The 25256-nt window shown below is 64.2% G+C and carries 24 protein-coding genes; 14 read left to right on the top strand and 10 right to left on the bottom strand.

The genetic code is table 11. The annotated features are described in order from the left end of the window. Positions 1-58 precede the first annotated feature (58 nt). The 3 genes from AC3Z8Y_RS09115 to deoC form a co-directional block, all read right to left on the bottom strand. Complete coding sequence (locus AC3Z8Y_RS09115) at positions 59-952, bottom strand: 1-aminocyclopropane-1-carboxylate deaminase/D-cysteine desulfhydrase (protein WP_490089392.1); 894 nt, start codon at positions 950-952, stop codon at positions 59-61. After that, positions 952-2988, bottom strand: coding sequence for an oxidoreductase (locus AC3Z8Y_RS09110; RefSeq protein WP_490089391.1), 2037 nt, complete (start codon positions 2986-2988; stop codon positions 952-954). Before AC3Z8Y_RS09110 ends, AC3Z8Y_RS09115 begins: the two co-directional genes overlap by 1 nt. A gap of 149 nt (positions 2989-3137) precedes the next feature. Then, positions 3138-3818 carry a deoxyribose-phosphate aldolase gene (gene deoC, locus AC3Z8Y_RS09105; RefSeq protein ID WP_490089390.1) on the bottom strand — a complete coding sequence of 227 codons (681 nt, stop codon included), beginning with the start codon at positions 3816-3818 and terminating at the stop codon, positions 3138-3140. A 95-nt stretch (positions 3819-3913) separates the two neighbouring features. On the opposite strand from deoC, the gene deoR reads away from it, so the two are divergent. Beyond that, entirely contained in the window at positions 3914-4678 is a 765-nt protein-coding gene (deoR, locus tag AC3Z8Y_RS09100; RefSeq protein WP_490089389.1) for a DNA-binding transcriptional repressor DeoR, read from the top strand. Between the two features lie 4 nt (positions 4679-4682). Here deoR and AC3Z8Y_RS09095 read toward each other — a convergent pair whose 3' ends face one another. The 3 genes from AC3Z8Y_RS09095 to rbsK are packed head-to-tail and all read right to left on the bottom strand — an operon-like array spanning position 4683 to position 8072. Next, a complete protein-coding gene (locus tag AC3Z8Y_RS09095; protein ID WP_490089388.1) occupies positions 4683-5750 on the bottom strand; it encodes an aldose 1-epimerase family protein in 1068 nt (355 codons plus the stop codon). Then, the gene (gene fucP, locus AC3Z8Y_RS09090) at positions 5747-7099 is read right to left on the bottom strand and encodes an L-fucose:H+ symporter permease (RefSeq protein WP_490089387.1); all 1353 of its coding nucleotides are present in this window, start codon (positions 7097-7099) and stop codon (positions 5747-5749) included. Before fucP ends, AC3Z8Y_RS09095 begins: the two co-directional genes overlap by 4 nt. 46 nt (positions 7100-7145) lie before the next feature. Beyond that, entirely contained in the window at positions 7146-8072 is a 927-nt protein-coding gene (rbsK, locus tag AC3Z8Y_RS09085; RefSeq protein WP_490089386.1) for a ribokinase, read from the bottom strand. Between the two features lie 263 nt (positions 8073-8335). Here rbsK and AC3Z8Y_RS09080 point away from each other — a divergent pair, with 263 nt between their 5' ends. The 7 genes from AC3Z8Y_RS09080 to AC3Z8Y_RS09050 all read left to right on the top strand — a co-directional run bounded on the left by AC3Z8Y_RS09080 (position 8336) and on the right by AC3Z8Y_RS09050 (position 15357). Next, positions 8336-9190: a MurR/RpiR family transcriptional regulator gene (locus AC3Z8Y_RS09080; protein ID WP_490089385.1), complete on the top strand. Its 855-nt coding sequence runs from the start codon at positions 8336-8338 to the stop codon at positions 9188-9190. A 41-nt stretch (positions 9191-9231) separates the two neighbouring features. After that, positions 9232-9807 carry a D-alanyl-D-alanine dipeptidase gene (ddpX, locus tag AC3Z8Y_RS09075; protein WP_490089384.1) on the top strand — a complete coding sequence of 192 codons (576 nt, stop codon included), beginning with the start codon at positions 9232-9234 and terminating at the stop codon, positions 9805-9807. 105 nt (positions 9808-9912) lie between these two features. After that, entirely contained in the window at positions 9913-11478 is a 1566-nt protein-coding gene (locus AC3Z8Y_RS09070) for an ABC transporter substrate-binding protein (RefSeq protein WP_490089383.1), read from the top strand. A 42-nt stretch (positions 11479-11520) separates the two neighbouring features. After that, complete coding sequence (locus AC3Z8Y_RS09065) at positions 11521-12537, top strand: ABC transporter permease (protein ID WP_490089382.1); 1017 nt, start codon at positions 11521-11523, stop codon at positions 12535-12537. After that, positions 12538-13413 (top strand): D,D-dipeptide ABC transporter permease, encoded by an 876-nt coding sequence (gene ddpC, locus AC3Z8Y_RS09060; protein WP_490089381.1) that lies wholly within the window; start codon positions 12538-12540, stop codon positions 13411-13413. It begins immediately after the preceding gene. A 1-nt stretch (position 13414) separates the two neighbouring features. Continuing rightward, the gene (locus AC3Z8Y_RS09055) at positions 13415-14398 is read left to right on the top strand and encodes an ABC transporter ATP-binding protein (RefSeq protein ID WP_490089380.1); all 984 of its coding nucleotides are present in this window, start codon (positions 13415-13417) and stop codon (positions 14396-14398) included. Continuing rightward, entirely contained in the window at positions 14395-15357 is a 963-nt protein-coding gene (locus AC3Z8Y_RS09050; protein WP_490089379.1) for an ABC transporter ATP-binding protein, read from the top strand. Before AC3Z8Y_RS09055 ends, AC3Z8Y_RS09050 begins: the two co-directional genes overlap by 4 nt. Positions 15358-15385: 28 nt before the next feature. On the opposite strand, the gene AC3Z8Y_RS09045 is transcribed toward AC3Z8Y_RS09050, so the two are convergent. Beyond that, positions 15386-16339 (bottom strand): GlxA family transcriptional regulator, encoded by a 954-nt coding sequence (locus AC3Z8Y_RS09045; protein ID WP_490089378.1) that lies wholly within the window; start codon positions 16337-16339, stop codon positions 15386-15388. A gap of 114 nt (positions 16340-16453) precedes the next feature. Between AC3Z8Y_RS09045 and AC3Z8Y_RS09040 the strand changes: the two genes are divergently transcribed. The 3 genes from AC3Z8Y_RS09040 to AC3Z8Y_RS09030 all read left to right on the top strand — a co-directional run bounded on the left by AC3Z8Y_RS09040 (position 16454) and on the right by AC3Z8Y_RS09030 (position 19339). Then, positions 16454-17095 (top strand): HD domain-containing protein, encoded by a 642-nt coding sequence (locus tag AC3Z8Y_RS09040; protein WP_490089377.1) that lies wholly within the window; start codon positions 16454-16456, stop codon positions 17093-17095. Between the two features lie 154 nt (positions 17096-17249). Next, on the top strand, positions 17250-18290 hold the full coding sequence (locus tag AC3Z8Y_RS09035) for a carbon-nitrogen hydrolase family protein (RefSeq protein ID WP_490089376.1): 1041 nt from the start codon (positions 17250-17252) through the stop codon (positions 18288-18290). Beyond that, the gene (locus tag AC3Z8Y_RS09030; protein ID WP_490089965.1) at positions 18287-19339 is read left to right on the top strand and encodes an AraC family transcriptional regulator; all 1053 of its coding nucleotides are present in this window, start codon (positions 18287-18289) and stop codon (positions 19337-19339) included. The genes AC3Z8Y_RS09035 and AC3Z8Y_RS09030 overlap by 4 nt, the downstream gene beginning before the upstream one ends. Here the strand turns inward: AC3Z8Y_RS09030 and AC3Z8Y_RS09025 are convergent. Then, a complete protein-coding gene (locus tag AC3Z8Y_RS09025; RefSeq protein WP_490089375.1) occupies positions 19333-20142 on the bottom strand; it encodes a DUF2242 domain-containing protein in 810 nt (269 codons plus the stop codon). The genes AC3Z8Y_RS09030 and AC3Z8Y_RS09025 overlap by 7 nt on opposite strands. A 236-nt stretch (positions 20143-20378) precedes the next feature. Here AC3Z8Y_RS09025 and gcvA point away from each other — a divergent pair, with 236 nt between their 5' ends. Further along, positions 20379-21266, top strand: a complete 888-nt coding sequence (gene gcvA, locus AC3Z8Y_RS09020; RefSeq protein WP_490089374.1) for a transcriptional regulator GcvA — start codon at positions 20379-20381, stop codon at positions 21264-21266. Position 21267: 1 nt separating this feature from the next. Here gcvA and AC3Z8Y_RS09015 read toward each other — a convergent pair whose 3' ends face one another. Next, complete coding sequence (locus AC3Z8Y_RS09015) at positions 21268-22191, bottom strand: helix-turn-helix domain-containing protein (RefSeq protein ID WP_490089373.1); 924 nt, start codon at positions 22189-22191, stop codon at positions 21268-21270. 135 nt (positions 22192-22326) lie between these two features. Here AC3Z8Y_RS09015 and pobA point away from each other — a divergent pair, with 135 nt between their 5' ends. Continuing rightward, positions 22327-23553 carry a 4-hydroxybenzoate 3-monooxygenase gene (gene pobA / locus AC3Z8Y_RS09010; RefSeq protein ID WP_490089372.1) on the top strand — a complete coding sequence of 409 codons (1227 nt, stop codon included), beginning with the start codon at positions 22327-22329 and terminating at the stop codon, positions 23551-23553. Between the two features lie 78 nt (positions 23554-23631). Continuing rightward, complete coding sequence (locus AC3Z8Y_RS09005) at positions 23632-24183, top strand: cytochrome b (RefSeq protein WP_490089371.1); 552 nt, start codon at positions 23632-23634, stop codon at positions 24181-24183. A 12-nt stretch (positions 24184-24195) separates the two neighbouring features. Here AC3Z8Y_RS09005 and AC3Z8Y_RS09000 read toward each other — a convergent pair whose 3' ends face one another. Further along, a complete protein-coding gene (locus tag AC3Z8Y_RS09000) occupies positions 24196-25113 on the bottom strand; it encodes an SDR family oxidoreductase (protein ID WP_181114601.1) in 918 nt (305 codons plus the stop codon). Between the last annotated feature and the right edge of the window lie 143 nt (positions 25114-25256).

The raw sequence follows: 25256 nt of genomic DNA, 5'->3' as shown, positions 1-25256 counted from the left end.
GGGATTAGCCGAACAAATCGCCACCGCGCGAGCGGGTTGCCAGGCAAGGGGATTCAGATCAGAGCGAAGGGAAACCGCGGCGCCCTTGAAGGCCACCGGTGTGCACGAATACCAGGCGAGTGCCGCGTGCCACGTCGCCCGCGAGTACGTACGCCTGCAGGGCCAGCAGCGCCTTGGCGGTATAGAGGGGCTCGAGCGGCACGCCGGTGTGGGCTTCGGTTGCCTTGAGGAAGCCGATCAGCTCGGCATCGACCTTGCCAAACCCACCGCGGCTGGCGTCATGCCACTGAACCTTGGCTTCAGGGACCAGCGTGCTGACGTTGGCCTCGGCGCCATGGCCAGGAGGTACCGCCAGCGCGCAATGCACCAGCCGATGGCCCGCCTCCGCGCAGGCCAGACCTGCCGCCGTGGTACCGGTGCCCGCTGCGAGCCACCAGGCATCGAAGCTGTTCCAGCCCAGCGCAGCCAACCCGGGTTCAACCAGATCGAGCAACGCCATGCACCCGTGCATGCCCCGCTCGCAGGCACCGCCTTCGGGTATAGCGAGAAAGCCGGGGTATTGGGCCAACCACGGCGCCCAGAAATCAGGCTGATGACGCGCTCGATACCCACCGTAGCCCAGCCAATGCACGGCCATGCCCATGGCCTGGAGGTCCTCGGTGGTTGCGGTTCGCTGTGGCTCACCGCGCAACAGGCCTACGGTTACAAGCCCTTCGCGATAGCCTGCCGCAGCCAATGCATGCAGGTGATTGGACCAAGGCCCGCCCAGGCTGATCAACCCTGGCGCGCCTTGCTGCCGCGCAAGCTCCAGCCAGGGGCGCAGCTTGAACCACTTGTTGCCACTGACCAGTGGATCGACGAGGTCCAGGCGCAGCACCGCCACCTCTACCCCGGCCGCGTCCAGCCACGGCAGGCGCAGCGGCTGAAGTGGCGGCGCAACGCCTTCAAGCATTACAAGGCAGCCGCGAGGCGCGAACCTTGGTTGATGGCGCGCTTGGCGTCCAGTTCGGTGGCCACGTCAGCGCCACCGATCAGGTGCACGGCCACGCCGGCGTCGCGCAATCCTTGCTCCAGTTCGCGCAGCGGGTCCTGCCCGGCGCACACCACCACATTATCCACCGGGAGCAGCTGCGGCTCGCCATCCCCAACGCGGATGTGCAGGCCCTGATCGTCCACTTTCAGGTATTCCACCGAATTGAGCATCTGCACCCGCTTGCTTTTGAGGCCCGCGCGGTGAATCCAGCCCGTAGTCTTGCCCAGGCCATCGCCCACCTTGGTAGCCTTGCGCTGTAGCAACCACACTTGGCGCGCCGGCGGGCTTACTTCCCCGCGAACCCCAGCCACACCACCACGGGCTTCCAACGCCGGGTCAATGCCCCATTCGCGCCAGAACGCGTCCGGGTTCAGGCTGCTTACCGTACCTTGGTGCACCAGGAATTCGCTCACATCGAAGCCGATACCGCCCGCACCGATGACCGCGACCCGCTCGCCCACGGAGCGGCGCCCCAGCAGCACGTCCAGGTACGTGAGCACCATGGGATGATCGATACCGGCAATCGGCGGGATACGCGGCACGATGCCCGTCGCCAGGATCACTTCATCGAAGCCGCCTTCCACCAGCTCAGCCACGCCCACCCGCTGGCCCAGCCGAACATTTACGCCGGTGGTGGCTAGCTTGCGGCCGAAATAACGCAGGGTTTCGTTGAATTCTTCCTTGCCCGGAATGCGCTTGGCCACGTTGAACTGACCGCCGATCTCGCTGGCGCTGTCGAACAAGGTCACCGCATGGCCGCGCTCGGCCGCAACGGTCGCCGCCGCCAGGCCTGCCGGGCCGGCGCCGACGACTGCCACGCGGCGCTGGGTTTGGGTGGGCAGGTAGAGCAGCTCGGTTTCATGGCACGCGCGCGGGTTTACCAGGCAGCTGGTGAGCTTGCCTGCGAAGGTGTGGTCCAGGCAGGCTTGGTTGCAGGCGATGCAGGTGTTGATTTCATCCGCCTTGCCCTCGGCCGCCTTGGCGACAAAGGCCGGGTCGGCCAAAAACGGCCGCGCCATCGAGACCATGTCTGCATTGCCTTCGGCCAGGATCTGCTCGGCCACCTCAGGCGTATTGATGCGGTTGGTGGTGATCAGTGGCACCTTCACCGCGCCGCGCAGCTTGGCGGTGACCCGGGCGAAGGCCGCGCGCGGCACCTTGGTGGCAATGGTGGGGATACGCGCCTCGTGCCAGCCGATGCCGGTGTTGATCAGTGTGGCGCCGGCCGCCTCTACGGCCTTGGCCAGCTGCACCACTTCGCTCCAGTCGCTGCCGCCTTCGATCAGGTCTAGCATGGACAGCCGGAAGATGATGATGAACCGCTCGCCAACGGCTTCGCGAACCCGGCGCACGATGTCTACCGCCAGGCGCATGCGGTTCTCGTAGCTGCCGCCCCAGCGGTCGGTGCGGTGGTTGGTCCAGGCCACCAGGAACTGATTGATGAAGTAGCCTTCGGAGCCCATGATTTCGACGCCGTCGTAACCGGCCTGCTGCGCCAGCCGGGCACAGTTCACAAAGTCGGCGATCTGCTTTTCGATACCCGCTTCGTCCAACTCGTGCGGCTTGAACGGGTTGATCGGCGCCTGGATAGCGCTGGGCGCTACGAGGCTGGGGCTGTAGGCATAGCGGCCGGCATGGAGAATCTGCAGGCAGATCTTACCGCCTTCGGCATGCACCGCCTCGGTCACTATACGGTGGCGCTCGGCTTCTTCGGGCGTGCTCAGCTTGGCGGCGCCCTTGTATACGCCGCCCTCAGGGTTGGGCGCGATACCACCGGTGACCATCAGCCCGACACCGCCGCGGGCGCGCTCGGCAAAGTAGGCCGCCATCCGCTCGAAGCCCCCCGCCACTTCTTCAAGGCCCGTGTGCATGGAGCCCATCAGGGTACGGTTACGCAGGGAGGTAAAGCCCAGGTCCAGTGGGGCGAGCAGGTGCGGATAGGGTTGGGTGGTCATGGTTTACTCCAGCATCAGGGAACCGCGGCAGCTCAACACGGCGCCTACGGCAATGATGCGACAGTAAAGACCACAGGGCTGGGGCTCAATGACCTGAAATGACAAGTCATTGATCGAATTGCACACCCTCCCCCCTAGGAGGAACGGTATCAGTAGCTGCTGTGGCCTGTTCCACCGGTCACGATCGCAATACCGGAGCTTGTGCCCAAGCGGGTCGCACCCGCCTCGATCATCGCCAGCGCCGTTGCTGCATCACGAACGCCGCCCGAGGCCTTCACCCCAATGTCGGGGCCTACGACCCTGCGCATCAGGGCTACGTCTTCCAGCGTGGCGCCACTGCGGCTAAAGCCTGTAGACGTTTTTACGAAGGCTACGCCCAGGTCACGGCAAATCTCGCACGCACGCACCTTTTGCGCTTCGTCCAGCAGGCAGGTTTCCAGGATGACTTTCAGCGGAACATCCCCACAGGCATCACGCACTGCGGCGATATCGTCGCGCACCGCGTCAAACAACCCGTCCTTGAGCCAAGCGATGTTAAGCACCATGTCGATCTCGCCTGCGCCCGCGGCAATCGCCTGGGCCGCTTCGTACGCTTTGCTGGCGGTCAACGTAGCGCCCAACGGGAAGCCCACCACGGCGCATACTTTCACATCGGCGGTTTCCAGGCATTGCGCGGCGTAAGGCACGTTGCCCGAGTTCACGCACACCGAATAGAAGCCATGGGTTCGGGCTTCGTCGCAAAGTGTGGCAATCTGCGCACGGCTGGCATCGGCTGCCAGCAAGGTGTGGTCGATCATCTTGGCCAATGTTGCGGAAGAGCGCTGGGTCATCACGGATTCCTGTTTCTGGGCGATGCGGATCGCGTTATTTAAATAACATAAAGTGTTAGCATTACAACACAACTGACGTATGGCTGGAATGCTCGATGGACGTTAAAAAAGCTGACCGGATCAAGCTGATCCAGCAGGCCCTGCAAGATCAGAAAGCCATTCACCTGCGCGAAATGGCGGCCCTGCTCGAGGTGTCGGAAATGACCCTGCGGCGGGACCTCGGCCGTCATCCCGATCAACTGCGCCTGCTCGGCGGCTATATCACGCGGGCGCATGACGACCCCGAGCCCGGCGACTACCGGGTAACCGAACAAGGCACCCGCCATGTGGAAGAAAAGCGGCGGATCGGCAAACTCGCGGCCCAGTTCATTCAGCCCGGGGATACCGTCTTCTTCGACTGCGGCACTACAGTGCCTTTCGTGATTGACTTCATCGCCGATGACCTTCCCTTTACAGCGGTATGCAACTCTCTCAATGTGTTGCTCAAGCTCCAGCAAAAGCCCAAGTGCAACATCGTTCTGTGCGGCGGCACCCTTCACCGCGAAAACCAGGTGTTCGAAAGCACGGCCGAGGCCAGCATCCTTGACGAGCTTCGGCTGAGCTGGGCCTTTGTCTCGGCAGCTGGCGTAAGCCTCGACCTGGGCGTGACCTGCTTCAACCTGCATGAAGTGGCAGTCAAGCAGCAGGTGATGCGGCAGGCCCGGCAGTCGATGCTGCTGGCCGACCACTCCAAGTTCGATGCAGTGCGTACCGCGCATTTTGGCGCGCTGAGCGACTTCCACTGCGTAGTCAGCGACAAGAAGATCCCCCGCGCCTACCGCGACGCCATCCAGGCCACCGGCGCGCAGTTGGTGATCTGACTGCTCAGGGCTGCAAGGCCTGCCGCTCACTGGGGCTGAGGTAGCCGGTGAGCAGGCTGAAGCTGGCCAATTCGCCCGGTGCCAGGCTGCGCACATTTCCCTTGCCCCGCTCGGCCAGGTATCCCTCAGGCTCACAGGTGGCCGGCAGGATGAACGCCGCCACCTGCTGGTCGGCGTTGTGCAACACCCAGCGCGCCGCATGGCTGAACTGCTCAGGGCTGTAGCGGGTATAAAAGGCCGCGCCGTCGGGGTGCTCCAGGAAGAAATGCGCCTGCCCCTGCTCGTCGGTGCCTACGCCGTCGAAGAAGCTGACGATCTCCGGGTCGTACACGCCGGGGGAATCGAGCATGTGCAGCCGTGAAGGGTCTTCGGTAAGCGTGGCCATGTACGCCGTCCAGTCCGCGGTGGGCCGTACATGGGCCGGCACGCTGGCGCGCATGCGTTGGCCCTGATAACCACGGGGCTGACTGAATCGCCCACCCGCCACGTAGGCATAGTTCATATGGGCCATGTACATGAGGTCCATCGGTTTGCCGGCGCGGTTGAGGACCTGCATGCCGATCTCGAACAACCCGCTGTCGGGCCGCAACGTGACGCTGGGGCTGGCACGGTAGCGATCACCGAACCCCTGCACATACTCGTAATCACCGGTGAGCCGCAGGTAAGCGCCCTGCCCGTCTTCACCGACTTCCAGCCAGGCACGGTCCATAGGCGCGCAGGGCATTTCGCCATGCAGCGGATGATCGTCCTCAGGCGTGGGGCAGCCATTGCGCAGCAGCCCGGCATGGAACATGAAACACCCATAGGTGCCCAGGATGGTGGCCGTGGGCCGGGGCTGTTCGAACAGGTTGCGCATGGTCAAGTTATAGCCGTCGAACTCGGCGGCCCAGATCATCTGGCCCTGCCAAGGCAATACCACCAGGCGGCCCCGAGCGTTTTCCAGCGACAACGCCTTTACGCCACTGGGGTAAGTCCAGGCGTGGGCGCTGAAACCCTCGGCTTCCAACACCGGCCGGGCGGCGTCGCCCCAGGTGTGTTGATACAGCGGCAGGCGCAGCGCGAGGCGGCTCATTGAGCCACCGCCGTCGCCGTGCTGGCGACCTGAACCTGGGGCTGGCGCAGGCAACGCATGGCATAGGCCACGATGACCACGAAGCACAGTAGCGGCACGCTGTAGGCAATCTGCATGTTGCCTCCATTGGCATCGCTCAACAGGCCCTGGAAGATAGGGATCACACCCCCACCGACGATGCTCATGACCAGCAGCGACCCGCCCACCCCGGTGTCTTCACCCAGGCCATCGATGGTCAGGCCATAGATGGTCGGCCAGCACGGCCCCAGGAAGATGCTCACACCCACCGCGGCGTACACCGCTGTGATGTTCGGCACCAGGATGGTGTAGGCCAGCAGCACGATGCACAGCACGCCGTAGATGGCCAGCACCCTGGCCGGGTGCATTTTGCGCATCAGCAGGTTGGCAATCATCTTGCCCACGAAGTACGCGGCGAAGGTGGTGAGCAGGAACCACGACGCGCTTCGCTCGTTCATACCGCCCATTTGCATGGCCAGGCGAATGGTGAAACTCCATACACCCACTTGGGCGCCTACATACAGGAACTGGGCGAGCACCCCGAAGCAGAAACGCGGATTGCGCCGCAGCCGTGCCAGGCTTTGCCCGATAGTGGCCTTGCCGGCACCGGTTGTGCGCTTGTCGGCGGTGTGGCTGCGGTTGCCTTTGCAGGCCGGGAAACGGGTGATTGCGATCAGCACGAACATCAAGGCCAACACGGCGATCATCCACTGGTACGGCAGCAGCGTGGACTGGATCATCTGCAGTTGCTGTGCGGCGGCATCAACAGCCGACATCTGCGCGAGCTGTTCACGCGTGGCGTCGGTGTCCTTGAACATCACGAAGCTGCCCACGTATACGCCGGCCATGGCGCCGAACGGGTGGAACGTCTGGGAGATGTTCAGGCGGCGAGTGCCCGAATCGCGTGGCCCCATCAACGTGGAGTAGGTATTGCTCGCGGTTTCCAGAAACGACAGCCCTGCAGCGATCACGAACAGCGCCAGCAAGAACATGCCGTACTTGGCCATGGACGCCGCGGGGAAGAACAGCGAACAGCCGAGCATGTACAGCACCAGGCCTACCAGGATGGTGGTTTTGTAGCTGAACCTGCGTACCACCAGGGCTGCGGGTATGGCAACGAAGAAGTAGCCCAGGTAGAACGCCGACTGTACGAACGCGGTCTGGAAATCGCTGAGCAGAAACGCTTTCTTGAAGTGGGCGATCAGCACGTCGTTCATGCTGGCCGCTGCCGCCCAGAGGGCGAAGATGCAGCACAGCAGAAAGAAGGCGAACCAGGGTGTACGGTTCAGGTAGAACCCGTCCGGTGAAGGTTGCAACGCAGGCTTGTTCATTATTGTTCTCCGCGAAGTAGCACGTGGGTTGGAAAGACGGTTCGGCTCAGGCGCCAAGCGCAGCGGCGAAACGCGCGAAACGTTCTGCGTCAGGGTAGGAAGACTGGGTGCCCAGACCGGTAACGGAACAGGCTGAATACGCCACCGCTTGGGTCATTGCCTTGCGGATATCACCGTCGCGGCTCCAATGGTGGGCAAAGCAACCGATAAAGGCGTCCCCGGCACCGGACGTATCGCGTGCGTCGACGCAATGGCCTTGCACTCGCCACTCGCCTTCTTCGCCGACATAAAGCGCGCCGTGTTCACCCAGGGTTACGATCACGTGCCGTACGCCGTTGGCCATCAGCGTGCGAGCGGCGCGCGATGCAGCCTCCGGGCTGTCGACCGTTTGCCCGCTGAGCAACGCCAGTTCACTTTCGTTAGGTACGAGGAAATCCAGCTTGGCCAGGTGCTCCGGGCTTAGCCCTGCCACCGCGGGCGCGGGGTTCAGCAGCACGGGGATCCCCAGGCGATGACCAACATCGATGGCGTGATAAACGCTGGCCAGTTCGATTTCCAGCTGCAGCACGATCAACACGCACTCGCGCAACGCAGGCTCGGCACGGTCGATGTCGGCGGGGCTCAGATGAGCGTTGGCGCCTTTGACGATCAGAATGCTGTTGTGGGCGTTGTCCTGAACGAAGATGGGCGCAACCCCACTGGACACCCCAGGCACACGTTCCACAAAACGCGTATCGATGCCCAGGCGCTGAAAATTGGCCAGGGTGGTATCAGCGAAGGCATCGTCACCCACCTTGGTGACCATCAGCACGCTGCCGCCCAACAACGCCGAGGCCGCCGCCTGGTTGGCGCCCTTGCCTCCACACCCCATGGCGAAACGCGGCGCTTCCAGCGTCTCGCCCTGGGCAGGCATACGGTCGATGTAGGTCACCAGATCGACCATGTTGCTGCCGATGACTGCGATTTTTTTCATTGTTATGAGGCCTCACACGCCCCGGCAGGTGCCCGGGGCCGTTCTAATTTGTGTTATTTAAATAACACTTTATGTGATTATTCAATCTTTATTTGCGCCTCGGCCTTAAACAGGCACGCCGAGGCATAGTGAGTTACGACAAAAACGACACCCTGAACGCAGCCGCGACATCCCAGCCCGGGTTAGCTTGTTCCACGCGGCTGGGCGATGTTAGTTTCAAAACATTGCTGCAAGGAATGTGATCTCGATAACCAAACCGGGACATGACCGTGACCCACGCCAGCTTTTTCGAGACGTTGGAAGCCTCATTCGCCGAGCTCACCCCTACTGGAAAGCGCGTGGCGGGCTACCTGCTTGCCAATGCAGAAAAGCTGCCCTTCGAGACCGCCGACAGCATCGCCCAGCAAGCCGGCACCACCGGGATTTCGGTCGGGCGTGTGCTGCGTTCCCTGGGCTATCGCAACCTCGATGACGTAAAGCACAGCCTGCGCGAAGGCGGCGGTGATTGGCGCCTGGGCGACCGTTTGGGTGCCTTCCGCCAGCAACAGGGCCAGGAGGACGCGCTCGACCGCTCGCTGGCCTTGGAAAAGGCTGCGCTGGAAGCGGTGTATGCCCTCGCCCGTGGCCCCGCCTTCGCCAGCGCCGTGCAGCAGTTGCACAGCGCCGATGCAGTGTTCATCGCCGGTATCCAGACCACGCGTGGGGTGATGGGCAGCTTCCACAGCCTGCTCGAATACATCCGCCCCCGGGCGTTCTATGTGGATGGCTTGTCGGGCACTTATGCCGACATGCTCAACGCCGGCTTCGAGCGCGCCTATATCGTGCTGGCGGACTTTCGCGCGTATTCCAGCGTAACCCGCACGCTCTGCGAGGCAGCCAGCGAGGCCCGTATTCCCTTTGCCTTGATTACCGATTACCACTGCCCCTGGGCCCGGGACTTTCCCGCCGACCTGCTGCAACTCAAACTCGACGTTGGCCAGTTCTGGGACTCGTTGGCCCCACTGGCGGCGCTGCTCAACCTGCTGGTGTCGGCGGTGGCGGAACGTTATGGGGGCGCCCTGGACGATCGGCTGGCGCGCAACCGCCACCTGCAGCAACGCTTTGGCCAGTTCGAATGAACGGCCCCGTACTTACTTTCCTGACGAGAAACGAGGCTTTTGTGGTCCATCCTGATCTTGTTCCCATCGACGCCGAACGCTACGGGGTGAGCATCAACCTCGTCTACGCCACGGCCGACAACCTGGCAGGCCGGGTCATTTATCAGGCGCCCGAGTGCCTGCTGCACCGGGACGCCGCCGCCAGCCTGGCCAGGGCCAGCGAACTGGCACAGCTGGCAGGCTACCGGCTGCAGGTGCTGGATGCCTACCGCCCCCCCTATGCCCAGCAACTGCTGTGGCGTGCCTTCCCTGACGGGGAATATGTGCGCGACCCTGCGTTGGGCTCGCACCACAGCCGTGGCGTAGCCGTGGATGTCACCCTGCTCGATGAACACGGCGTGGCGCTAGAGATGGGCACCGGGTTCGACGACATGCGCGAGCTGTCGCACCCGTTCAACCCGCACCTTCCTGTTGCCGTTCAGCGCAACCGCTTGCTGTTGCTGGGGATCATGATGGGGGCGGGGTTCGCTCCCATAGCCAGTGAGTGGTGGCATTTCGAATTACCCGCTGCGGAGCGCTACCCGCTCATTGACTATCACCACCTGAGCGAGGCCGCACTGGCTGCCCTTCTGGCCTGACCCGCCCGTGACCGAGGCAAATGAACCCCGGCACCCACCTGCTCGTACCCGTTCGCTGAAAGCTGCCGAAATACCCAGAAAACCACCAAAAATCGAGGAACCGGCATGTCTCACCTTTCGCGTAAATCGCTGTTTTCAACCTGTGGCATGGCGTTGCTTGGCGCGGCGCTGGGGCTTGGCGCCTGGCAACCGGCCAACGCTGCCGTGGCCGCCGACACCCTGATGATCGGCAAGCCCGCCGACCCGCAGACGCTGGACCCCGGGGTGACGTTCGACAACAACGACTGGACGGTGACCTACCCCGCCTACCAACGCCTGATGCGCTACAAGGTGGAGAACGGCATAGGCAGCACGGAGGTGGAAGGCGACCTCGCCGCCAGCTGGTCGGCCTCGGCGGATAACCTGGTGTGGACCTTCACCCTCAAGCCCGGTAACCACTTCGATGACGGTGCCGAGGTGAACGCTGCGGCGGTGAAGTTCTCGGTTGAGCGGCTGATGAAGCTCAAGCAGGGCCCGTCGAGCATTTTCCCGGAGGACATGACCGTCGAGGCGGTGGACCCGCACACCGTGCGCTTCACCCTCAAAAAACCCTTCGCACCGTTCCTCTTCGCGTTAGCTCACAACGGCGCCAGCGTGGTAAACCCTGCCGTAGCCACCCACGAAAAGGACCCGAACGCCTGGCTGGCCGGCCACACCGCAGGCTCGGGCGCCTACCGCCTCGCCGCCTGGCAAAAGGGCCAATCGCTGACCCTGGAACCCAACCCGCACTATGCCGGCGCCGCCCCTACGCTGAAAAAAGTGGTAATCCGCATCATCGCCGAGCCTTCGGTGCGCCGCCTGCAACTTGAACAGGGCGACCTGGATATCATCGAGGACCTGCCGGAAGACCAGGTGGAAGCGCTGGCCAAGAAGCCAGGCTTCGTCACCACCGCCTACCCTTCCCTTCGGGTCACTTACCTCTACCTGAACAACAAGCGCGCCCCGCTCAATGACCCGAACGCCCGCAAGGCCATCGTCGATGCGCTGGACTACCAAGGCATTGCCGAGGGTATCGCGATGGGCAAAGGCAAGCTGATGAACGGCCCGATCCCTGAAGGCATGTGGGGCTATGACGCCAGCCTGCCCGTGCCCAGGCAGAACCTGGAAGGCGCCCAGGCCGCCCTGGCCAAGGCGCCGAAGAAGATCAGCCAGCTGCAGTTCGTGTACTCCGACAAAGACCCGGCCTGGGAGCCCATCGGCCTCACCTTGCAGGCCGGCCTGGAAACCCTTGGCGTGCACCTGAACATGGAAAAGCTGGCCAACGCTACCCTGCGCGAGCGCCTGGGCAGCGGTGACTTCGACGTGGCGATCGGCAACTGGAGCCCGGACTTCGCCGACCCCTACATGTTCATGAACTTCTGGTTCGACAGCACCAATGCGGGCCTGGCGGGTAACCGTTCCTTCTACAGCAACCCGAAGGTGGACGAGCTGGTGCGCCAGGCCGCCAGCCTCAGTGACGTGGAGCAGCGCAAGGCGCTGTACCAGCAGGCGCAGAAAATCGTGATCGGCGACAGTGCCTATGCCTACCTCTACCAGAAGGCCTACACCGTGCCGATGCGCGAGCAAGTGAAAGGGTATGTGTTCAACCCGATGCTCGAGCAGGTGTTCGACTTCACGGCGATGGCCAAGTAACAGCCTCCGGCGCCCGCAAGGGTGCCGGCACATGAGGTAACCATGGGATTTGTGAACCTGCTGCGCAGGCAACTGACGGACATCCTGATCGTGGTGATCGGGGTTTCCGTGATCACCTTCATCATTTCGCACCTGATCCCTGGCGACCCGGCCCGGCTGATCGCGGGTGAACGCGCCAGTGACGAGATCGTCGCCAGCATCCGCCAACAGCTGGGGCTGGACTTGCCGCTGTACCAGCAATACCTGCGGTACATGGGAGATTTGCTTCAGGGCGACCTGGGGCAGTCGATCCGCACCCACCGCCCTGTGCTGGAAGACCTGCAACAGTTCTTCCCGGCAACCTTGGAACTGGCCCTGACCGCCATGCTGCTGTCCATTGCCGTAGGCGTGCCGCTAGGGGTGCTTTCGGCGGTGTACAACAACCGGGCGATCGACCACGTTTCCCGTACGCTGGCGGTGGCCGGTATCTCCACGCCTGCCTTCTGGCTGGGGTTGGGGCTGATCGTGCTGTTCTACGGCCATCTCGGCTGGTTGCCTGGTGGCGGACGGTTGAGCCAGGGCGTGGAGGCACCGCCCACCGTCAGCGGTTTCTACCTGTTCGACAGCCTGCTGGCGGGCCAGGGGGCCACGTTCGTCGACGCCGCGCGGCATATGTTGCTGCCCACGGCCACGCTGGCGTTCGTCAACCTGGGCGTGATTACCCGGCAGATCCGTGGCGCCATGCTTGAGCAGCTTGGCGAGGACTACATTCGCACCGCCCGGGCATACGGCCTTTCTCAAGCGACGGTGGTGTTGCGCCATGCCCTGCCCAATGCCTTGATCCCGTCGATCACCGTGGTAGGCCTGGCGCTCGGCGACCTGTTGTACGGCGCGGTGTTGACCGAAACCGTGTTCGCCTGGCCCGGTATGGGCGCCTACGTGGTCAAGTCCATCCAGGCGCTGGATTTCCCGGCAGTCATGGGCTTCGCCATCCTCGTGTCGTTTATCTACGTGCTGCTCAACCGGCTTATCGAGCTGCTGTACCGGCTGGCCGACCCCCGTATCGCCAAGGTGAAGTGAATGACCACAGCCATCGCAACGCCCCACCCCCTGCGCGAGCAGCTTGCCTGGCTGGCGTACCGGGTGGGCCGCAGCCCGCTGATGCTGGCCGGCCTGATCATCACCGTGCTGGTGCTCGCTTGCATCGTCGCCGCGCCCTGGCTCAGCCCTTACTCGCCCAACGCCCTGAAACTCACCGAACGGCTGCAGGCGCCCAGTGCGCTGCATTGGTTCGGTACCGACGAGGTGGGCCGGGACCTGTTCAGCCGCGTTATCTTCGGCGCCCGGCAATCGGTGGGCGTGGGGCTGTTCGTCGCATTTTCGTCCTGTGCCATCGGTGGGGTGCTGGGCTGTTTTTCAGGGGTCATCGGCGGGGCATTCGACCGCGTGATCATGCGCATCATGGACATCATCCTTTCGGTGCCCTCGCTGGTGCTGATCATGGCGCTGGCCGCCGCGTTGGGCCCCAGCCTGTTCAACGCCATGCTTGCGATTACGCTGGTGCGCATTCCTTTCTATGTACGGCTGGCCCGGGGCCAGGCACTGAGCATCCGCCAGCTGGCCTATGTGCAGGCAGCGCAAACGTTCGGCGCAAGCCGCTGGCACCAGGTGCACTGGCACGTGGCGCGCAACGCCATGCCGCCGCTACTGGTGCAGTTCAGCCTGGACATCGGCAACGCCATCCTGATGGCCTCGGCGCTGGGCTTCATTGGCCTGGGCGCCCAGCCGCCCACCGCAGAGTGGGGGGTGATGGTGGCCAGCGGGCGCAATTTCATTCTCGACCAGTGGTGGTACTCCACCTTCCCCGGCATGGCGATCCTGATCACGGCGATCGGCTTCAACCTGTTGGGCGACGGGGTACGGGACCTGCTCGATCCACGGCAGAAGGGGAAATAGGATGGGCCAGGCCGTATTGAACATTGAAAACCTGAACCTGGAATTTCCCGGCTTCCGCACCACTGCCAAGGCACTCAACGGGGTAACCCTGAGCGTACAGCCCGGTGAAATCGTGGGCGTGGTGGGTGAGTCGGGCTCTGGCAAATCCGTGACGGCGATGGTGTCCATGGGGCTTCTGCCCAAGGGCAGCTACCGGGTTACCCGGGGCTCGGTGCAGTTGCTCGGTCACGATGTGCTGGGCCAGAGTGAACGCCAGCTGGGCGAGGTGCGCGGGCGCGAAGCGGCGATGATCTTCCAGGAACCGATGACAGCCCTGAACCCCACCCGACGCATCGGCCAGCAATTGCTGGACGTGATCCGCCGTCACCAGCCGCTGGGCAAGCAGCAGGCACGGGCCAAGGCCGTGGAGCTGTTGCGCGACATGCACATCGCCGACCCTGAACAGGTGCTCGACCGTTATCCCTTTGAGCTTTCTGGAGGGATGCGCCAGCGCATCATGATCGCCCTGGCGTTTTCCTGTGACCCCCAACTGTTGATCGCCGACGAGCCCACTACCGCGCTGGACGTCACCGTGCAACGGCAGGTGCTGTTGCTGCTGCGTGAAAAAGCCCGCGAACGGGGCACGGCGATCCTGCTGATTACCCATGACATGGCGCTGGCTTCACAGTTTTGCGACCGCATGTATGTGATGTATACCGGGGCTATCGTCGAGCAAGGGCCCACCGGGGAGGTACTGACCAGCCCCCGCCACCCCTACACTCAAGGCCTGCTGGCCAGCTTGCCCGAGCGAGCGGTGCCCGGTCAGGACCTGAACACCATCCGCGGCCAGTTGCCCAACCTGGCGCACCTGCCCACCGGGTGTACCTTCAAGGACCGCTGCGCCTATCGCATGCCCCGTTGCGAGCAGCGGCCCGCGCTGATGCCCACTGCCTCCTCCGTTCACTTCAGCGCCTGCTGGCTACAGGCGCAGGAGCACCAGCCATGAATGCTCTGACAAGCCCCAAGCCCGCGCTGCTGGCGCTGCATGACGTACATGTGCGCTACGCCATCGGGCGAGACTGGCTAGGCCGTTCGAAAGGCTACGCCCACGCCCTCAACGGCATCGACCTGGAGGTACGCGCCGGCGAAACGCTGGGTATCGTGGGGGAATCCGGCTGCGGTAAAAGCACCCTCGCCCAATTGCTGATGGGCTTGCTGCAGCCGGGCAGCGGCACCCTGCGCTACGCGTGGAACAACCAGGACGAGCGTCGGCACCGCACCCAGATCGTGTTCCAGGACCCGCAATCGTCCCTCGACCCGCGCTTGCCGGTATGGCGGATCATTACCGAGCCATTAACGGTGCGGCAGCGCCCAGGGGCCGCGCGGCTGCGGGCCATCGCCGAACAACTGGCCGAACAGGTGGGCCTGCGCCCGGAATACCTGGACCGCTACCCCCACCAGTTCTCCGGCGGCCAGCGCCAACGTATTGCGATTGCCCGCGCGTTGTCTTCCAACCCTGACGTCATCGTGCTGGACGAGCCCACTTCGGCGCTGGACATTTCTGTCCAGGCGCAAATCCTCAACCTGTTGGCCGGGCTGCAACGCGAGCGCGGCCTGACCTTTATCTTGATCTCCCACAACGTCTCGGTGGTGCGCCACCTGGCCGACCGAGTGGCGGTGATGTACCTGGGGCAGATCGTGGAGGTGGGCGACGCGGCCACGGTGCTGGAGACGCCCCAGCACCCCTACACGCAGCTGCTGCTCGATGCGGTGCCTCGCCTGGGCAAGCCTCTGGAGGGCAACGCCGCTGCCCAGCGCACCGAACTGCCAGGCAACCGGCATTTGCCGACGGGGTGTTTTTTCCGGGAGCGCTGCGCCCATGCCCACCCGGGCTGCGAACAGCCTCAGCCGTTGCGGGAGGGCAAGGGGGTTGAAGTGCGGTGTTGCCTGCTGGCGGATAACTGACCGGGCGTGCCGAAACGGGCACTGCCGCCTATGCCGTTGTATGCCCACGCCGGTACTGCGAAGGGGTCACGCCCAGGTGTTTCACGAAGGTGCGGCGCAGGGTATCCGCATTGGCGAACCCGCAGCGCGCGGCGACCGACTTTGGCGCAGCGCTGCCCTCTTCCAGCAGTGCCCGGGCCGCCTCGACGCGTACGGCCTCTACCCAGGCGGCCGGGGTAATACCCACCTCGGCATGAAACAGCCGGGCGAAATGCCGAGCGCTCATGCCCGCGCGCTCGGCGAGCGCGGCCACGGCCAGATCAGCCTGGGGGTTGGCCGCCGCCCATCGCTGGATCTCCTGCAGCACGCTACGGCCCGCCAACTGCGCTTGGCCTTTGCGGCTGAATTGAAGCTGGCCACCCGGGCGCTTGAAATACATCACCAGCTGCGCCGCCACCCTGGCCGCCACTTCACGGCCCAGGTCTTCCTGCACCAGCGCAAGCGCCAGGTCCAGCCCCGCAGTCACGCCTGCCGACGTGCGAAGCTTGCCGTCGCATACGTAGAGCGCATCGGCTTCTACTACCACTGCGGGATAGCGCTGGGCCAAGGCATCGGCGACTGCCCAGTGAGTGGTCACCCGCGCCCCGTCGAGCAGCCCCGCCTGGGCCAATGGGAACGCGCCGGTGCATACCGAGCCAAAGCGTCGCGAGGCACCGGCCAGGCGGCGCAAGCCTTCCAGCAAGGAGGGCTTGAGCCGCAGCTGCGCCGCCCCCGGCGCGCCTGCTACCAGCACGGTGTCGAATGTGGCGGTGCTGGTGCCCAGCACGCCGTCCGCCAACAGCCGTGCGCCGGAGGAGCTGCTAACAGGCCCGGCACCGCAGCCCAGCACGTGCAGTTCATAGAAGGCCCGGCCTGATTCGACATTGGCTTGAGCGAACACATCAAGGGGCCCGGAGACATCCAGCAACTGGACATTGGGCAAGGCAATCAGCGCGACTCTCAAGGCAGCTCCCCAAGGCAGGTTATGAACGCAAATGGCAGTATCTGGCTGTTAGCGCCGATAGCTGACATTGCGAGGATACCTGAAAATGGAATGCACAACCCCACGGAGAGCACCATGAGCACTGAACCGAACATCACTCGCGTACCGGACAGCGCCCTCGCCCGAGCAATCACCGAACAGGTACGCGATACCGCATCGCCCCTGCTCTTCCATCATTCGAGCCGCGTGTATCACTTTGCAGCCATGGCCGGCGCCAAGCGCGGGCTGGCATTCGACCCTGAGCTCTTGTATTGCGCCTGCATGTTCCATGACCTGGGCCTTACCCACCAACATTCGAGCGCGTGTTACCGGTTCGAAGTGGACAGCGCCAATGCAGCCACAACGTTTTTGACGGCGCATGGGGTAAGCCAGCAGGACATCGACACGGTGTGGGCGGCGATTGCGCTTCATACCACCCCAGGCATTCCGGAACATATGCACCCGGTGATCGCGCTGGTAACCGCTGGCGTTGAAATGGACGTACTGGGCATGGCCTACGACCAATACAGCGAGGCCGAGCGGGAGGCCGTGGTACAGGCCCATCCGCGTGGCCCCCGGTTCAAGGAAGAGATTATCCAGGCCTTTTATGAAGGCATTCGGCACAAGCCGCACACCACCTTTGGCAACGTGAAGGCTGACGTGATCGCGGACAAGGAACCGGCTTTCGCGCCGGGTAATTTCTGCCAGGTGATCAGGGCCTCACGCTGGCCGGCCTGAAGCACCTCGCGATCAAGCACAAGGCGCGCTAGCGGCCCGGGTCGATAGAGCCCTCCTTGCGGCCGCCCGGAACCCACGCGCCCAAACCGGTTCGTCGCTATCACGTTCGCTAAGGTAACATTGCCCTTTCAATGACCTGTATAACGTCGATCTCGTGCGAAAACTCGCTCTACTTTTCTGCTCCGCCGCGCTGGCCGCGGGCGTCGCCACCTATGCCTGGTGGGCGTCACAAAGGCCTGTGGCGCATTACCTGTCAGACCTGCGCATCGAAGTGCTGCTGGACCAAGGCAGCCCCGGCGCGGCGGGCAACCTGCTGGGGCTGCAACCGCGCATGGCCCCCGCGGATTACCAGGATGCCCGCCGCCTGCAGCTCAAGTTCGAAGCCTACCTGCGCCAGGCACGCGCCCAGGGCCTGCTGGGCCCACGTACCATCGTGGTGCTGCCCGAGCACATCGGGACCTGGCTGTGGCTCAGTGGCGAGAAGGACGAGGTGTACCAGGCCGACGAGCTCAAGGGCGCCAGTGGCTGGCTCACTTTGAGCAACCCATTGCCCTTCCTTCAAGCCTGGCTGGGCGGCCACGGCCGGCACCGTTTCAGCGAAGCCCAGCTCCGTATGAAAGCGCCGCGCATGGCCGAGGACTACCAGCGGGTGTTCGGTGGGCTGGCCCGGCAGTTCGGCATTACCCTGGTAGCCGGTTCCATCGTGCTGCCAGAGCCGAGCCTGCGCGATGGCAAGCTGGTGATCGGTGATGGGCCCCTTTACAACGCAAGCCTAGTGTTTGGCAGCGACGGCCAGCCGCTGGCGCAACCGCTACGGCAACATCGCGTACATTTCCGTCGCTTTATCACCGCAGGTGACGCGCCGGGTGTGCAAGTGGTGCAAACAGCTGCCGGCCCGGTGGCCGTGGCGCTGGGTGAGGATGCCGCCGCGCCCGAAACACAGGCACTGGTACAGGCCGCAGGCGCCAGGGCCCTGGCGGTCCCGGCGTTCAGCGCGCATGCCGTGGCCGAGCAAGCACCCTCCTCGCCCCCCGCCGCGCTCGAGGGCTCGGCCCCGGCCGGTATGGTGGTCTACCTGCACGGGCGGTTCTGGAGCCACGTGGGCAATGGCGAGGGCTACAGCTGGCAGGCTGGGCGCCGTGGTCGACCGCATGCGCACGGCGAGGCCGCCGGGATGTTCAACCTGTGGCTATGAAAGCCGGGCACCTGCGCCTGGGCGAGGTGTCGGTGGGGTTCCTCCAGGCGATGGCCGCCGCCGTCCGCGAGCAGGGCCACGATCCTGCCTCGTTGCTGGAACAGTACGGCTTTGACCCGGCACGCCTGGCACAGCCCAACGCTACCCTGTCGATCGCCCGTTACATGCGGCTGGGGCACGCGGCCATACAGCTCACGGGCAACCCGGCCCTGGGCCTGGCAATGGGCCGCGCCGCACACCCGGCCCAGGCCGGGCTGGCTGGGGTAACTGCGGCCCAGGCGCCGAATGTGCGGGAGGCCGCCCGCGCACTGATCCGTTTCGAGCCGTTGTACGGCAACAACTACCGCGGGCAATCGAGCTTCGAAGAAGACGCCCGGGGCGCCTGGCTGAATTTCTACTCCATCAGCCCCTATAACGATTTCAACCGCTTCGTGGTGGATTCGCTGCTCAGCGGCTGGCTGCGTCAACTGTCCACGGTAGCCGGGCAGCCGATACGTGCGGAGCAGTTACTGATCGAATTCCCGCCCCCGGCCTACGCGACGGCTTATGAAGGGCTTGGCGACGCGCCGGTGCAATTCGCCGCGGGCGCCAACCGCCTTCGCCTCGGCCAGCCTGTGTTGTCGCTGCGCAACCCACAGCATTGCCCCAGCACCTGGCACCAGTTGCTCGGGTTGTGTGAAGAAGCCCTGGCCCGGCAAACCCGCACCCGCAGCCTCACCGAACAGATCGCCGGGCTACTGGGGCCGTTGCTCGAAGGCCGGCGCGAGCCGGACCTGGAACAGGTGGCCGCGCGGCTGAAGCTGCCGCCCTGGACGCTGCGGCGCAAGCTGGCCGAGGAAAACACAGGGTTCCGGGAAATCCTCAACCAGACCCGCCGCGACCTCGCACTGGCGTATATCCGCGACACCGAACTAAGCCTGGGGGAGATCACCTGGCTGTTGGGCTTTACCTCGGCAGAGGCCTTTCAGCGGGCGTTCAAGCGCTGGGCCGGGCAACCGCCGGGTGCCTATCGGCGCGCCTGCAGGCAGGCCCGGCAAGCCGATCACTGAACCGGCGCGGGCTCGCTGGTTTCAGGCACGATCGGGGCTTGTTCGGCAGGCGGCGCTACCGGCTCGGAGCTTTGCGGTGCCGGGGTTTCGGAGCTTTGCGGTGCCGCGGGCGCAACGGCGGCCGGCTGGGGTTCGGCAGGCACCGTGGGCTGGGCGTCAGCAGCGGGTTGCGGCGCGGCGGCAGGTTCGGGCGCCGGTGCCGATGGTTCGGGAATGCCCAGGTCGCCCTTGGGCTTGTCCGGTATGTGGGCGGCGTCACGCGCGGCCTTGGGCAGGAAACTCTCCACCAGCGCGAAATAGCGCTCGTAGAACTGAGTGGCTGCCACGGTTTCGCTGGCAACCTTCACCATCGAGTCATCGGTCGAGCCGATCGGCATGGACACCGAACCCAGCACACCCACGCCCAGGCTGGCCGAATTGTTCACCTTCTTGAGCGCGTAGCGGTCCTGCAAGGCATTGGCGAACATCGTGGAACTACGATCACTGTCGCTGTCCGGGGCGCACACCACATTGAAGGAAATTTCCAGGTGCGTGTCGCCGTTCTGCTGGAAGCTTTTGTGCCCGCTGACCAGCTTCGGGTCGCTGCTGGTGATGATGTAGCCCTGGCTGAGCAACGCGCGCCGGGCGGCCTCGCACGAAGCCGTGTCACTCACCGGATAGCTGCGCGAGAATGTGCCCGAGTCGTCGAAGTGCTCATGCTCGTAGATGGCGGGCTTTTGCGCGGAACAGCCCGCGGCGCCGGCCACGATCAAGGCCAGCACAACCCCTTTTGGCGGGATAGCGGCGGCGATGGATTTGAACATGTACATAACCTGCTAGCGATCGGCGGGCCGGCATTGTGCACCACAACGCCGCGCCCTGCCCTGTGAAATCAGTGTCAGAAAGCGCGGACTTTACTACGCCCACGCCTCTTGGCCAAACCTTGAAGCGGTCCCTGCGGCGTGGCGACCGCGTTTGCGTTCCCGTATATTGCGTGCTTTCGTACCACCGGGTGCGCCTGCCCAGGGCGTTCCAGGCAGTCGCCCAAAAGGACCCGGCCATGTCCCGCCGCCTCATGCCCTCGATGACCGCGCTGCAGTGCTTTGAAGCCGCAGCCCGCCACCTGAGTTTCACCCGTGCCGCGCAGGAGCTGCACCTCACCCAGAGCGCCGTGAGCAAGCAGGTGGCACAGCTCGAGGACATGTTGCGCCATCACCTGTTCCAGCGTGTGCGTCGCCGGCTGCAGCTCACGCCTGCCGGCTCGCTGTACCTGGCCGAAGTGAACAAAATCCTCACCCAGATCGACATGTCCAGCCGTTACATCCTTTCCTACGGGGCGGAAACCGAGGTGCTGCGGGTCGCTACCCAGCCCACGTTCGGCGCCCGCTGGCTGATCCCCAGCCTGAAAGGCTTCGGCAAACGCTACCCGCAGATCCACCTGGAAATCAGCAACGCCCTGGAGCCCTTCGACCTGTCCCAGTCCAGGGCCGATATCGCGTTTTTCTTCGGGCAAGGCACCTGGCCCGGCGCTACCTGCCTGCCGCTGTTTGGCGAGGAAGTGATCCCGGTGTGCTCCCCTGATCTGGTCGCCGAACATGCGCTGAGCGAGCCTTCGGACCTCACCGCGGTGGTGCTGCTGCAATGCACATCGCGCCCTGAAGCCTGGCATGAATGGTTCCTGGCCCAACAGCTGCACTCGCCCAACAGCTACCACGGCCCGCGCTTCGACACCTTTTACATGTGCATCCACGCCGCGATTGCCGGCTGCGGCGTGGCGTTGATCCCGCGCTATCTGGTGGAGGACGAGTTGGCCAGCGGCAAGCTGGTGGCACCGGTGCCGGCTGCAATGCCCAGCAATGGCTCGCACTTCATTGCCTTCTCCGAGCACGCTGCCGAGGTGCCGAAAGTTCGCTGCTTCGTGGACTGGATACTCGACCGGGTAAACTGATTCACGCGCTCCCGACGGACTCATTGGCCCCACCCGCCGCTTCGCGGCCCAACCCCAGGCCGTCGCGAAAGCTGCGCGGTGACTGCCCGCTCAGCCGCCGGAAAAACCGCGCAAAATACGCCGGGTCGGCGAAGCCCAGGCTGTCGGCGATCTGGTTGATGGTCATGCTGGTGTAGGTGAGGTTGCGCTTGGCTTCGAGCAGCATGCGCTGGTGGATGATCTGCAGCGGTGACTGTTCCGCCAGGCGGCGGCACAGGCTGTTGAGCTGCGGCACCGACACGCCCACCCGGTGTGCCAGTTTTTCCACGCTGGGCTGTTCGCGGAAAGTCGCCTCCACCTGCTGCTGAAACCGCGCCAGTACGTTGCTGCCCCGCTCCGGCGCCTGCCCGGCGGCACGGTGCTGCTGGATCCGCCGCCCCAGCCAGATCAGCGCCACATTGGCCAGTGCATGCAACATTTGCTCGCGCCCCGGCTGCGGCCCTTCGTATTCACGCTGCAAGGCGCTGAACAGGCTATACAGATAACTACGCTCATTCCCGGCCAACAGCCGCACCGGCGCCTTGAACAGGTCCTGCCCCATCCCTGCCTGGGCGCGAAGCTGGTCGATCCAGGGGGCGGCCAGGGTCACCACGTAGCCTTCGACATTCTCGCTGAAGCGAAACCCATGCACGGCCAGCGGTGGCAGGAACTGCAAGGTGGGCTGGCGGACCGTCTGGCGCTGCCCCTCCACTTCGATCTGGGCCTCGCCCCGGTGCAGGTACAGCAGCTGATAGAGGTCGGCATGCCGGTGCGGGCGGATCTCCCAATGGAACACGCGGCTGCGGCTGGAGATGGTTTCGCAGTGCAAAAGATCGGCGATGGGCCAGTCCAGCCCGGCGCCGTACAGTTTGAAAGTGGGAACGGCGTTCGTCGGGGGCACGCGCACGGGAGGCCTCGAGGGTTCGATAATCGAACGAATTACTCAAAAGTACCGGTTATTTAGCCGTTTTCACCTGTGCGCCGCAACGGGAGCAACGAAAAATACAGGCATTCCAAACACAATAACCATAAGAGACGCCTCATGCATACTCCAGTCGCAATCATCGGCGCTGGCCCGTCGGGCCTGCTGCTCGGCCAGCTGCTTCATCGCGCTGGCATTCCCAACGTCATTCTCGAACGGCAAACGCCTGATTACGTGCTCAGCCGCATCCGTGCCGGTGTGCTGGAGCAAGGCATGGTTGAATTGCTGCGCAAGGCCGGCGTTCACGATCGGATGGACGCCGAAGGCCTGGTGCATGATGGTTTCGAGCTGGCCTTGAGCGGGCGTCGGGTACATATCGACCTGAAGGGCCTGACCGGCGGCAAGACAGTGATGATCTACGGCCAGACCGAAGTGACCCGCGACCTGATGGCGGCTCGCGAAGCGGCGGGCGCGACCACGGTGTACCAGGCCAGTAACGTTCAGATCCATGACGCCAAGGGCGAGCGCCCGTGGGTGACCTACGAGCATAACGGCGAAACCCACCGCCTCGATTGCGACTACATCGCTGGTTGTGATGGTTTCCACGGCGTTGCCCGGCAATCCATCCCCGCCGATGCCATCAAGACCTTCGAGCGCGTGTACCCGTTCGGCTGGCTCGGCATCCTGGCCGATACCCCGCCGGTCAACGAAGAGCTGGTATACGCCACCCATGAGCGCGGGTTTGCCTTGTGCAGCATGCGCTCGCCAACCCGTACCCGTTACTACGTGCAGGTAGATGCCGAGGAAAAGGTCGAGGACTGGTCCGACGAGCGCTTCTGGAACGAGCTCAAGGCCCGCCTGCCGCAGGACCTCGCCAGCAGGCTGGTGACCGGGCCCTCGATCGAAAAGAGCATCGCGCCGCTGCGCAGCTTCGTGGTCGAGCCCATGCAATACGGGAAGCTGTTCCTGGTGGGCGACGCCGCGCACATCGTGCCACCCACCGGCGCCAAGGGGTTGAACCTGGCGGCCAGCGACGTGAGCACCCTGTTCGACATCCTGGTGAAGGTGTACCAGGAAGGCCGTACCGACTTGCTGCAACGCTATTCCGAGATTTGCCTGCGGCGTGTGTGGAAGGCCGAGCGGTTCTCTTGGTGGATGACCTCCATGCTGCACCGTTTCCCCGGCGCCGATGCGTTCAGCGAACGCATCACTGCAACCGAACTGGACTACTTCGTAAGTTCCGAAGCCGGTCGCCAGACCATCGCGGAGAACTACGTGGGCCTGCCCTATGAGCCCGTAGACACTCAGCCCGAGGAGGCGCTGCACGTTACCTCGCAGTGTGCTTAACTAGCGGCGCGGCCATTGGCCATACCTTGAGCGGCAAGGTATGGCAGGGGCGCCTTCTTTGGCGACAGCGAGGTCACCATGCACGACGCCCCCCAGCATTACACCGCCACGGCCAAGTGGCTGCATTGGCTCATGGCCGGTATCTGGATAAGTGCCTGGGTGCTGGGGTTCTCGGCCGTGCATTGGCATGCGATCAATGAAGACCACCAGATCACTTTCTGGCACAAGGCGATCGCCAGCACGCTGTTGTTCCTGATTGTGCTGAGGGTGGCCTGGCGCCTCACTCACTCCGCCCCTGCCCTGCCCGGCAACCTGTCCCCCTTCATGCGCAAGGCTGCCCACCATGGCCATATGGTGCTGTATGCCGTGGCGCTTCTGGCCCTGCCGATCTCCGGCTGGCTCTGGAGCTCGGTGGTTGGCCGGCCGATCATGGTGCTGGGTTTGTTCCAGCTGCCGCCGCTCACTAGCGAGCATGGCGGTGTCGCCCCTTACGTGAAGCTGTTCCATACCTATGTGGCCTGGGCGTGCGGCGCGCTGGTCGCTGGCCACGGACTTATCGCCCTCAAGCACCACTTCATCGACCGAGACGGGGTACTCAAGGGCATGCTGCCAAGGCGCCGGCAAGCCTGACGTGGCGGTTGCTCAGGGCTGGCCCTTGCCGCCCGAGGCACCGAACACCTGGCCGGTGACATAGCTGGCTTCGGTGGAAGCCAAGGTTACGTATAAAGGCGCAATTTCGGCCGGCTGGCCCGGGCGCTTGAGCGGGGTGTCGCCACCAAAGCCCTTGAGGTTTTCCATGGTTTGCCCGCCGCTCACTTGCAACGGGGTCCAGAATGGCCCTGGAGCTACCGCGTTCACCCGGATGCCTTTGCTGATCAACTGCTTGGCCAGGCCTTTGGTGAAGTTGGCGATGCCGGCCTTGGTCATCGCGTAGTCCAGCAGGTTGGCCGACGGATCGAAGGCATTGACCGAGGCGGTGGTGATAATGGCGCTGCCTTCGGGCAGGTGCGGTATGGCCGCTTTGGTCAGCCAGAACATCGCATAGAGGTTGGTTTTCACCACCCAGTCGAAGTCCTCGTCGCTGATGTCCAGGATCGACTCCTGCGTGTGCTGCCGCGCGGCGTTGCTCACCAGTATGTCCAGCCCGCCCAAGCCTTTGATGGCCTGGTCCACCAGGCTGCGGCAGAACGCAGCGTCGCGCAGATCTCCTGGAATGGCCACCGCTTTGCGGCCCGCCTCGCGCACCAGTTTGATCACTTCCTGTGCGTCTTCTTCCTCGGCGGGCAGGTAGTTGATCGCAACGTCTGCACCTTCACGCGCAAAGGCGATCGCCACCGCCCGCCCCAGCCCGGAATCGCCCCCGGTAATCAGCGCCTTTCGGCCCAGCAGGCGGTTGCTGCCGCGATAGCTGGTTTCGCCGTGGTCCGGGCGCGGGTCCATCTTGCCGGCAAGGCCTGGCCAAGGCTGCGATTGCTGCTTGAACGGTGGCTTGGGATAGGCGTTCTGCGGGTTGCTCAATGGGGCCGGGGCGCCGCTGCCGGTGGTGGCGGCTTCGCTCATCACCGGCACCGCCAACCCTGCTGCGGCGGCCGTCAGCGCGGCGCCTTGCAGCAAGCGCCGGCGGGAAGGTGCAAACGGCGGTCGGTTTTCGCCGGAAGAAGGATCCAGGCCTGGTTCAGGGGCGTCAGGAGTGTCAGTCATGG

Source organism: Pseudomonas sp. 3MAES_34.3B, assembly GCF_058145875.1.
Note: the sequence above shows the minus strand (reverse complement) of the source record. Positions and strands in the feature narration are given on the sequence as shown.

Bases quoted from the DNA above. Each gene is read 5' to 3' on its own strand.
- AC3Z8Y_RS09115 (WP_490089392.1), bottom strand. From the start codon at position 952: ATGCTTGAAGGCGTTGCGCCGCCACTTCAGCCGCTGCGCCTGCCGTGG.
- AC3Z8Y_RS09110 (WP_490089391.1), bottom strand. From the start codon at position 2,988: ATGACCACCCAACCCTATCCGCACCTGCTCGCCCCACTGGACCTGGGC.
- deoC (WP_490089390.1), bottom strand. From the start codon at position 3,818: ATGACCCAGCGCTCTTCCGCAACATTGGCCAAGATGATCGACCACACC.
- deoR (WP_490089389.1), top strand. From the start codon at position 3,914: ATGGACGTTAAAAAAGCTGACCGGATCAAGCTGATCCAGCAGGCCCTG.
- AC3Z8Y_RS09095 (WP_490089388.1), bottom strand. From the start codon at position 5,750: ATGAGCCGCCTCGCGCTGCGCCTGCCGCTGTATCAACACACCTGGGGC.
- fucP (WP_490089387.1), bottom strand. From the start codon at position 7,099: ATGAACAAGCCTGCGTTGCAACCTTCACCGGACGGGTTCTACCTGAAC.
- rbsK (WP_490089386.1), bottom strand. From the start codon at position 8,072: ATGAAAAAAATCGCAGTCATCGGCAGCAACATGGTCGATCTGGTGACC.
- AC3Z8Y_RS09080 (WP_490089385.1), top strand. From the start codon at position 8,336: ATGACCGTGACCCACGCCAGCTTTTTCGAGACGTTGGAAGCCTCATTC.
- AC3Z8Y_RS09070 (WP_490089383.1), top strand. From the start codon at position 9,913: ATGTCTCACCTTTCGCGTAAATCGCTGTTTTCAACCTGTGGCATGGCG.
- AC3Z8Y_RS09065 (WP_490089382.1), top strand. From the start codon at position 11,521: ATGGGATTTGTGAACCTGCTGCGCAGGCAACTGACGGACATCCTGATC.
- ddpC (WP_490089381.1), top strand. From the start codon at position 12,538: ATGACCACAGCCATCGCAACGCCCCACCCCCTGCGCGAGCAGCTTGCC.
- AC3Z8Y_RS09055 (WP_490089380.1), top strand. From the start codon at position 13,415: ATGGGCCAGGCCGTATTGAACATTGAAAACCTGAACCTGGAATTTCCC.
- AC3Z8Y_RS09050 (WP_490089379.1), top strand. From the start codon at position 14,395: ATGAATGCTCTGACAAGCCCCAAGCCCGCGCTGCTGGCGCTGCATGAC.
- AC3Z8Y_RS09040 (WP_490089377.1), top strand. From the start codon at position 16,454: ATGAGCACTGAACCGAACATCACTCGCGTACCGGACAGCGCCCTCGCC.
- AC3Z8Y_RS09030 (WP_490089965.1), top strand. From the start codon at position 18,287: ATGAAAGCCGGGCACCTGCGCCTGGGCGAGGTGTCGGTGGGGTTCCTC.
- AC3Z8Y_RS09025 (WP_490089375.1), bottom strand. From the start codon at position 20,142: ATGTTCAAATCCATCGCCGCCGCTATCCCGCCAAAAGGGGTTGTGCTG.
- gcvA (WP_490089374.1), top strand. From the start codon at position 20,379: ATGTCCCGCCGCCTCATGCCCTCGATGACCGCGCTGCAGTGCTTTGAA.
- pobA (WP_490089372.1), top strand. From the start codon at position 22,327: ATGCATACTCCAGTCGCAATCATCGGCGCTGGCCCGTCGGGCCTGCTG.
- AC3Z8Y_RS09005 (WP_490089371.1), top strand. From the start codon at position 23,632: ATGCACGACGCCCCCCAGCATTACACCGCCACGGCCAAGTGGCTGCAT.
- AC3Z8Y_RS09000 (WP_181114601.1), bottom strand. From the start codon at position 25,113: ATGAGCGAAGCCGCCACCACCGGCAGCGGCGCCCCGGCCCCATTGAGC.